This is a genomic window from Polaromonas sp. P1_G4, from assembly GCF_056405475.1.
Map to the genome: position 1 here is coordinate 1 of NZ_JBFUCA010000498.1, position 3,086 is coordinate 3,086.

Below are 3,086 nucleotides of genomic sequence, written 5' to 3' on the forward strand. Positions count from 1 at the left end.
GCACCGAGCGCCGCCACCAGGGCGGCGTTGTCCATGCGTACCGGCGTGTTCCAGAGGTAGCGCATCCGGCGCAGCTCGCGCAGGGTCTCGACAAAGGGCGCGGCCAGCGTCACCGCCCACCAGGGAAAGGATTTTATTGACGGCTGCAGGCCACCGCGCCGTGCGACGACACGGCAGATCGCTTCAGCCAGCTGGCGGCCGTCGGCGTCCCACTGGCCGTTCATATGGAAGGTTGCAAATGCAGGCAGAACGTCACGCCGCGCCAGCAAGGCGACCATGGTACGCGCCACATCCGGCAAATAGGCCCATTGGTGACCGACACCAGGCTTGCCAGGGAGCTTCACACTGCGCACCGGAGCGCCCGGCCGAATCAGGCCTTGCGAGAACCAGCTGTTACCGGCACCCGGTCCGAAAAAATCCCCCGCGCGCACGATGATCACCCGGCAGCAGCCCTGGCCGCTGTCTCTGGTCGCATCCTTGAGCCGCTGCTCGAGCTGCACACGAATCGCACCTTTGGCAGTTTGCGGGTGTTGCGGTGAATCCTCCCGGAGGCTGGGAAATGCGTCTGGCCCGTAGTTGTAGACCGTGCCGGGCAGCACGATGGTCGCGCCCTGCGCCCGGGCGGCCGCGATCGTGTTGTCCAGCATGGGCAGCACCAGCTCGCCCCAGCGACGATAGCCGGGCGGATTGACTGCGTGGACTATCACGCCGCAGCCTTGTGCTGCAGCCATGACATCACCGGGATTCATCGCATCGCCACGCAGCCAGGTTATGCCGCCACGTTGCTCGCCCGGCCGCGACTCGCCACGGCGAAGCGCGCGAACCTGCCAGCCTGCCGCCTCCAGTTGCCGTGCGACTTCCCCGCCGATGCCACCGGTTGCGCCCAGCACCAGTGCTGTGCTTGATTTGCCTTGTTTGCTGCTCATGTCATTCCCAAAAAAGTTGCCATGGGGAAATTCTGGGCCCCGGGGCATCAAAATGGAATTGACTAAAGCAGGGTATCAGCTATACATTTTTGTATGGAAGAAGATGCTGGCTGGGAGCTTTACCGTTCGTTTTTAGGGGTGCTGCACGAGGGTTCGCTCTCAGGTGCCGCACGGTCTTTGGGGGTGGCACAGCCTACGGTCGGACGCCATGTCGCCTCGCTCGAAAAGTCGCTCGGCCTGGCGCTGTTCACGCGCTCACAAACCGGTTTTGCGCCGACCGAAGCCGCGCTGGAACTGCAGCCCTTCGCCGAAGAAATGGCCAGCGCCGCAGCCGCCTTACGCCGTGCCGCCGAAAGCCAGGGTGACGGTGTGYGCGGCACGGTGCGGATCACGGTGAGCGAGGTCATCGGTGTCGAAGTGCTGCCGCCCATCGTCGCGCAACTGCAGCGCACGCACCCGGGTCTGACCATCGAACTGGTGCTGACCAACCGCGTGCAGGACCTACTGCAACGCGAAGCCGACATTGCCGTGCGCATGACACCGCCCAAGCAGGACCTGTTGATCGCTCGCCGCGTGGGCGAAGTGGAACTGGGTCTCTACGCACGCCGCGATTACCTGGACGCGCGCGGCACGCCGCAGTCGTCAACGGACCTGGCGCAGCATGCGCTGATCGGGTTTGACGAAGAGACACCCTTCCTGCGTTCGGCGCGCAAAGCCTTGCCCGCATGGAAGCGGGCGGCGTTTTCCACGCGTACCGACAGCGACCTCGCGCAACTGGCACTGATACGTGCCGGCGCCGGCATTGGCGTGTGCCAGTCAGCGCTSGCGRCGCGTGACCCCGCCCTGGTGCGGGTTCTGCCTGGCGAGTTGTCCTTCAAACTCGAAACCTGGCTGACCATGCACGAAGACCTGCGCCACAGCCCGCGCTGCCGTGTAACCTTCGACGCATTGGTTGAAGGTTTGCAGCAGCATATTGGTTGAAGCCGGATAAATCAGCTCTACAAAAACAAGCATGAAGTACATATGACGACCAAAGACGATTTGCCCAGGGAGAAACGCTGGAAAGACCTGTATATCCGGTCAAAGAAAGTTGCGCGTGCAGAGCAACTGGGCCTCGATTACCCTCGCACGACCGCAAAGCAACTTGTGCAGAAAGAAGAAACCGCCCGCAGCACTGAACGCGTAAAGGTCCTGTTCGTTTGCAGCCGTAATCAGTGGCGAAGCYCGACGGCAGAGCAGATTTGGCGCAAGCACCCGCAGCTGCTAACCCGTTCGGGTGGGACCAGCCCCAATGCGCGCCATACCGTGTCAGTCGATGACATCCGTTGGGCCGACGTGGTTCTCGTCATGGAAGAAAAACACAAATCAAGACTGACCTCGGAGTTCACGCGGCTGCTTGACGGCAAATCTGTTCATGTTCTTGATATCCCTGACGACTACAAGTTCATGGACAAGGAACTGATAGAGATGCTTGAGCAAAGCGTTCCAAGCATCCTGGGCATCGAGTGACAGACTATGGATCTGCTCGAAGAAATCAAGGAGTCMTGGTGCTGGGTTGGTCTCGATCCACTACAGCTAGTCGCTGAAAATGACTTTGGCAATCTACTGATAAAGGATCATTCAGGTCGCTACTGGCGCCTATGCCCCGAGGACTGTTATTGCGAAATCGTGGCTTGGGATGAAGCTTCTTACGACGCGCTCGTCAATGATCCGGAGTTCAAGAAGGACTGGTTGATGGCAGCGCTGGTCAGGGTTGCGAATGAAAAGCATGGCCCTCTCGCTGTCGGGCGTAAATACTGTCTGGTGGTGCCCGGAATCCTGGGCGGGGCTTACGACATTTCCAATATCAAAACTGCCCCACTGTCCGAGATTGTGAGACGGTCCGGCGACCTTTCAAGGCAAATACGGGATTTGCCGGACGGTGCCAAGATCCGGTTAAAAGTGGTTGATTAGAGGTCGCCTCGGAACAGTCCACAGTTACCCCTCCACAAACACCCTCGCCTTGCGCGGCGTCACCACCAGCATGTCGCCTTCACGCAAGCCATTGCAATATCCTTTCGGACATCACAAGGCACAAACCCCAAATAGGGTCCCCGCACATGACGATTGCAAGCACCCGAATCTACTTCTATCCAATGACCCATCAGCGCGAACTGAGGT

The 3,086-nt window shown here is 60.1% G+C and carries 4 protein-coding genes; 3 read left to right on the forward strand and 1 reads right to left on the reverse strand.

The window, feature by feature from the left end:
- On the reverse strand, positions 1 to 926 hold a 926-nt coding region (locus AC1D1X_RS19445), incomplete at its 3' end, for an NAD-dependent epimerase/dehydratase family protein (RefSeq protein ID WP_477698929.1).
- Positions 927 to 1,019: 93 nt separating this feature from the next.
- Between AC1D1X_RS19445 and AC1D1X_RS19450 the strand changes: the two genes are divergently transcribed.
- Genes AC1D1X_RS19450 through AC1D1X_RS19460 form a run of 3 tightly spaced genes read left to right on the forward strand, consistent with a single transcriptional unit; the run spans position 1,020 to position 2,879 of the window.
- Entirely contained in the window at positions 1,020 to 1,907 is an 888-nt protein-coding gene (locus tag AC1D1X_RS19450; RefSeq protein ID WP_477698930.1) for a LysR family transcriptional regulator, read from the forward strand.
- Positions 1,908 to 1,949: 42 nt separating this feature from the next.
- A complete protein-coding gene (locus AC1D1X_RS19455) occupies positions 1,950 to 2,435 on the forward strand; it encodes a low molecular weight protein tyrosine phosphatase family protein (RefSeq protein ID WP_477698931.1) in 486 nt (161 codons plus the stop codon).
- 6 nt (positions 2,436 to 2,441) lie between these two features.
- A complete protein-coding gene (locus tag AC1D1X_RS19460; protein WP_477671693.1) occupies positions 2,442 to 2,879 on the forward strand; it encodes a T6SS immunity protein Tdi1 domain-containing protein in 438 nt (145 codons plus the stop codon).
- Positions 2,880 to 3,086: the final 207 nt, after the last annotated feature.